6 protein-coding genes and 1 pseudogene are annotated in these 4715 nt (G+C 57.9%); all 7 read left to right on the forward strand.

The window, feature by feature from the left end; translation table 11 throughout:
• The first annotated feature begins 171 nt into the window (after positions 1–171).
• Positions 172–546: a macro domain-containing protein gene (locus ACSZPU_RS23510; protein ID WP_499003849.1), complete on the forward strand. Its 375-nt coding sequence runs from the start codon at positions 172–174 to the stop codon at positions 544–546.
• An 89-nt stretch (positions 547–635) separates the two neighbouring features.
• Positions 636–1259 (forward strand): hypothetical protein, encoded by a 624-nt coding sequence (locus tag ACSZPU_RS23515; RefSeq protein WP_499003852.1) that lies wholly within the window; start codon positions 636–638, stop codon positions 1257–1259.
• Between the two features lie 38 nt (positions 1260–1297).
• Complete coding sequence (locus tag ACSZPU_RS23520; protein ID WP_499003855.1) at positions 1298–1831, forward strand: phospholipase D family nuclease; 534 nt, start codon at positions 1298–1300, stop codon at positions 1829–1831.
• 146 nt (positions 1832–1977) lie between these two features.
• A complete protein-coding gene (repA, locus tag ACSZPU_RS23525) occupies positions 1978–2229 on the forward strand; it encodes a replication regulatory protein RepA (RefSeq protein ID WP_499003856.1) in 252 nt (83 codons plus the stop codon).
• A 236-nt stretch (positions 2230–2465) separates the two neighbouring features.
• On the forward strand, positions 2466–2537 hold the full coding sequence (gene tap / locus ACSZPU_RS23530) for a RepA leader peptide Tap (protein WP_499003861.1): 72 nt from the start codon (positions 2466–2468) through the stop codon (positions 2535–2537).
• Positions 2530–3396 carry a plasmid replication initiator RepA gene (gene repA, locus ACSZPU_RS23535; RefSeq protein ID WP_499003860.1) on the forward strand — a complete coding sequence of 289 codons (867 nt, stop codon included), beginning with the start codon at positions 2530–2532 and terminating at the stop codon, positions 3394–3396. Before tap ends, repA (ACSZPU_RS23535) begins: the two co-directional genes overlap by 8 nt.
• A 618-nt stretch (positions 3397–4014) precedes the next feature.
• Positions 4015–4239, forward strand: a pseudogene (locus ACSZPU_RS23540) (hypothetical protein); the annotation flags it as partial.
• Between the last annotated feature and the right edge of the window lie 476 nt (positions 4240–4715).

Consider the following 4715-nt stretch of genomic DNA (forward strand, 5'->3'; position numbering starts at 1 on the left):
TTTATTATCGAGTTCGGTGACCGCCTGGACGGTCACTTCTGAGAAAAGGCATTTACACAGAATCGTGTACAGGGTCATCCTGTTCCCTGATTAAGCCGTTTAGCAGGGCCCTCCGGGCCCTCTTTTTCTGCTTCAGCTTCCTGACACCGCCTCTCCCTCTTAAGGCCCCCTATGAATATTGTCACCGGCAATCTGCTGGCGCAGGACGCTGCCTGCATTGTAAATCCCTGGAATGTGAATATTTTCCCGCGCTGGTTTTTTCAGCCCGGGGGTGTTTCCGGCCAGATACAGAAAGCGGCGGGGCCTGCACCTTTCAGGGAACTGGCTCGTTACGGCTGGCTCCGGCCGGGCAGTGCCGTCCTGACCTCCGGCGGGTTGCTCAATAAACCCCTTATCCACGTGGCCGGGCTCAATCTGCTGTGGCGCAGCACGGAAGCTGTCGTTTCCCGCTGCACGGCGTCCGCGCTGGCGCTGGCCGATGAGCAGGGTTTTGCCTCGATGGCGATGCCGCTGGTTGGTTCCGGCACCGGTGGCCTGACAGCGTAACAAAGTCTGCAAGCCATCAGAGCCGCTGCAGCGGCCTCAGGAAGCACCTGCAAGCTGTCCGTGGTGTTGTGGGGCGGGAGCGGCTGCCCATGAGTATCGCCCACTCCACCTGGAAAATCCTGCACCTTCTTGCCTGGCACGAGAGTAACCTTCTGGTTTCACTGGCCATGATGCGGCTGAAGGGATTTCTGTGCGATGACGCGGAGCATGCTCTGCTTATGGCCGCTCTTGTGGTGACCGACGATGACATCGAGGACGTACCGCTGAGTCCATACAGCACGGAGGTGTTTGATGCGATAAACAGCATTGCCTGCGAAATCAGTGAGCCGGCCTGGCTGAGTGCGCTGAAGTGGTCGCGAGAACACCATGCGCAAATCCGCGAAGATGACCGGCGGGTTGCTGAGCAGGCGGAACTGCAGGCGCTGCACGTCAGTGAGACGGAGTTTGAGGGCCAGCGCTACGTGAGCTGGCCATGGCGGGGAGACTGGACGGCCAGCCTCGTTTATGAGCCCGCCATTGTGCCTGATGCCGGTCACTGGCGGATTACGGAGTTGCAGAGTGACCGGCTCGTTGCGACTGTCAGAAACCTGCAGGATGCCCGGGCGATTGCGCGGTATGCAACCTCTCACGACGGTGGCTATGGCGACGTCTGTATCTGCCGGTGTGAGGCGGCGATAACGCACGAGAGCGTTGACGCGTGGTTTTTCAGCTGATTTACCCCCCCCCTTGCCGGACTGAAAAGGAGTCTGAAATGAAACTGAACTTAGCAGCCGTGGCGACAGCAATGTGGTTCTCCATATCCCCCGGCGCTGCTCTTGCAGCCCCCTCTCTGGACGTCGGATTTTCGCCGGAAGGCAGTGCGCAGCAGCTCGTGCTGCGCACGCTGGACGATGCCCGGGAGAGCATCCGCCTGATGGGCTACAGCTTCACCTCACCCGAAGTGGTGAAGTCTCTGGTCGCCGCGAAGCGGCGCGGTGTGGACGTCAGGGGGGGGGTAGACGACAAAGGCAACCGCAGCAAAGCCAGCCAGGCGGCCATGAACGTGGTGGTGAATGCCGGCATTCCGCTGCGCACCAACAGCCAGTACAAAATCATGCACGACAAGGTGATTATCACCGACGGGCAGAACGTTGAGCTCGGCTCCTTTAACTACACCCGCAGCGCCGCGGAGTCCAACTCTGAGAACGCGCTGGTTGTGCGGGGTGTGCCGGCACTGGCGCAGACTTACCTGGAACACTGGCAGTCACGCTGGGATGGCGGAACAGACTGGCACTCTTCGTATTGATCTTTTCGTTTTCCCTGCTACCTCCAGCAAAGCAAGCTACGCGCCAACGCAGCTTTTTGCATACTGCCTTTTAGAGGTAGTCGTTGAACTATGGATTTTGTAGTATTCTCTACGAAATTCAGTCTGTTTATACGGAGGAGGCAAAGATGTCGCAGTCAGCAAATGCAGTCACTTCCTCATCAACATCTAAGCGCACATACCGTAAGGGTCATCCGCTAAGTGCATCTGAGAAGCAACAGGCCGCGGTGGCCAGAAAAAAACTGACGCATAAAGAGTTAAAGGTCTTTGTGCGAAATCCGATTAAAGATCGGTTGCTGATTGAATGCGAGAAAGAGGGTGTAACTCAGGCTGAGTATATTGAACGACTTCTGCAACAGGCGTTCAATGAAAGTATATAGTAGGTAACGTCATTACTTTCTTGTCGAATGCCGGATGTAGTGATAGATTGCAGATCGTTTGAGATCATTTGGTTTGCCGCGCCATAAGGTGGCTGGAGACTGGTACTGACAGATTACTGAAGGCCAGCAAAAAGAAAACCCCGATAATCTTCATCCAAGTTTGGCGACTGTAGAAGATTAACGGGGCTCACTGAATCTGCATAGAAGCTGTTGCTCTATGCGGGGAGTATAGTTTTATGCCCGGAAAACTGCAACACCTTCTGCGCGTACTCCTTCTGTGCAACATAAGCGCAGGAAGGCGTGACTGAACAGGTATCTGAAAACACGTCATTTTACCGGCAGGTAAAGAATCCGAATCCGGAATTCGTTCCTGAGAAAGGGAAGAAGACCCTGCCGTTCTGCGAAAAACTCCGTGAGAAGGCGGCCGGCTTTACGCAGCGCGTCGAGTTCCAGACGCTGGTTGCGATGTCGATTGCCCGCGGCGAACGCCGCCGCCGTCCGCCGGAACTGCGCATGCGCGCGCTTGAAGCGTCGCTGCAGGCGCTCTGCCACTACTTTAATCCGCTGGCCAACCGCGTGGGCGCCTCGCTCACCACCATGAGCATCCGCTGCGGGCTGGCCACGGAGAAAAAACGCCTCTCCATCACCCGCTTCACGGGGGCCGTGCAGTTCCTGGCCCGGCTGAAGCTCCTGACCTACCACACCGAGTACGACAAAGAGATTGGCTGCAATATCCCGACGGACATCACCTTCACGCCGCTGATGTGGCAGGTGCTGGACGTGTCCGAGGAAGCCGTTGCGGCCGCACGCCGCAGCCGCATCGAGTGGGAAAACCGCCGCCGCGAGAAAAAAGGCCAGCCGCGCGCCGACGCCGGCGAGCTCATCAGCGCCGCCTGGTCGTTTGTCCGGGAGCGTTTCCGCGCGTACCAGAAGTCACGTCGCGAACACGGCATGAAGCGCCACCGCGCGCGCAGGGACGCACCACGCACCCGCAGGGACATCGAGCATCTGGTCCGCCTGCAGCTGCAGAAAGAAATCCGTAACGGCCGCTTCTTCGGCAGCCTTGATGCGGTGCGTACGGAGATAGAGCGCCGCGTGTCTGAGCGCATGAAGCTGTCGCGCGGCCACTACACGCGACTCGGCGACGCCCTGCTGGTCACGACCTGACGGCCGCGCCGCAGTTCCCCTTAAAACGCCGGCGCATTAGCGCCGGATACCCCCTGCCTGCTGCCCGGCGCCTGACGCCGGCTTTTCACTTCCCCTGCCCAGAATTCCGCTGTCCGGTTTGCGCCGGAGGCCCCCGCACGCCTGCAGAACACCTTTCGCACTGATATCATCCATATCTGCCCCTCCGGCATGCTCCCGGAATGTGACCGGTCGCACACAATTGCGCTGCGCTCACGTCGTCACGCCCCGTTTCCTGGTTATCCACATTAACCGCGAGAGGGTATGCCCTTTATCTTCTGACCGGACTGCTTCTTAACCGCTGCCCGGGATGTTTACAGACCGCGATGATCCCTTTAAAAACCCGATGTCCTTTCTTTTAAAAAACTGTAATAACTTACCTTTAAAGATAAAACCTGTTCGGCGCCCGTCCTGTGGACAGATGGATAACCTCCTCCCCAGCAGCGGACTGATGTCCGCGACGGTCCGGAAAAGACGCTTCGCGTCTGAGGTAGCTCCCGCCGGAAGCGGCGGGCGAACTGCCCGGTTTCATCAGGTACGCAGCCCCGGGCCTCAGGCCAGGAACACCATCGCTGTCCGTACAGGTGTGATAACCCGGCGGTCATGTCGCCTGTAAAGACCCTGCGGGAAATAACGGAGAACACGCCCGTAAGCGGTCCTGACGGCCCGCTAACGCGGAGATACGCCCCGACTGCGGCTTCGCCTTGTCGTGACCACTCCGGTCGCGTAATGAAGCCCCTGCGTGGCGGACAGCCCTTCTCGCCTGGCAGCTACCGTGTTAAAGCAAGCAATTTCGCCTGTAATTACGCAGAAACGCCCCCGTAGCTTGCCTACGGCTGCGCACTCGCAGTACCGCGCGGCAGGCCACAAGTGTCCAGCCGTTCCCGGCCGCAAGCGTCCGGCGCTAACTGCGCCCACTCGGGGAGGCTTGGTAAGAACAAAATTGTCTAGAAGTTAGTTTAGGTCTGGCAGGGCGAGGGATGAGATAGGTGAAACCTATCAGAACAGACCGGCTTCGCCGGGTATCGGCGATTCGACTATTTACTCCTGTTTGACACCTGAGCATCGCCTTTTATGCCCTTCGGGCATGAATGACTGGTAGCGCACTGCTCGCCAGTCTAAAAAACTCACATTTCGATACGGTCCGCAATGAGCGAGGAGCAGACATCAAAACGCAGGAGGGTGTACCGCGAATTCAGATAATAAGTGCAACGCTCGGACATAATTGTGGAGAGTGTAGGAGGAAGGGTTAACTACCGATAAGTTATCCCGTTTTTCCTACCACAGATGAGCGAGTAACA

The organism is Phytobacter sp. V69 (genome assembly GCF_965644215.1).
Lineage (GTDB): Bacteria > Pseudomonadota > Gammaproteobacteria > Enterobacterales > Enterobacteriaceae > Phytobacter.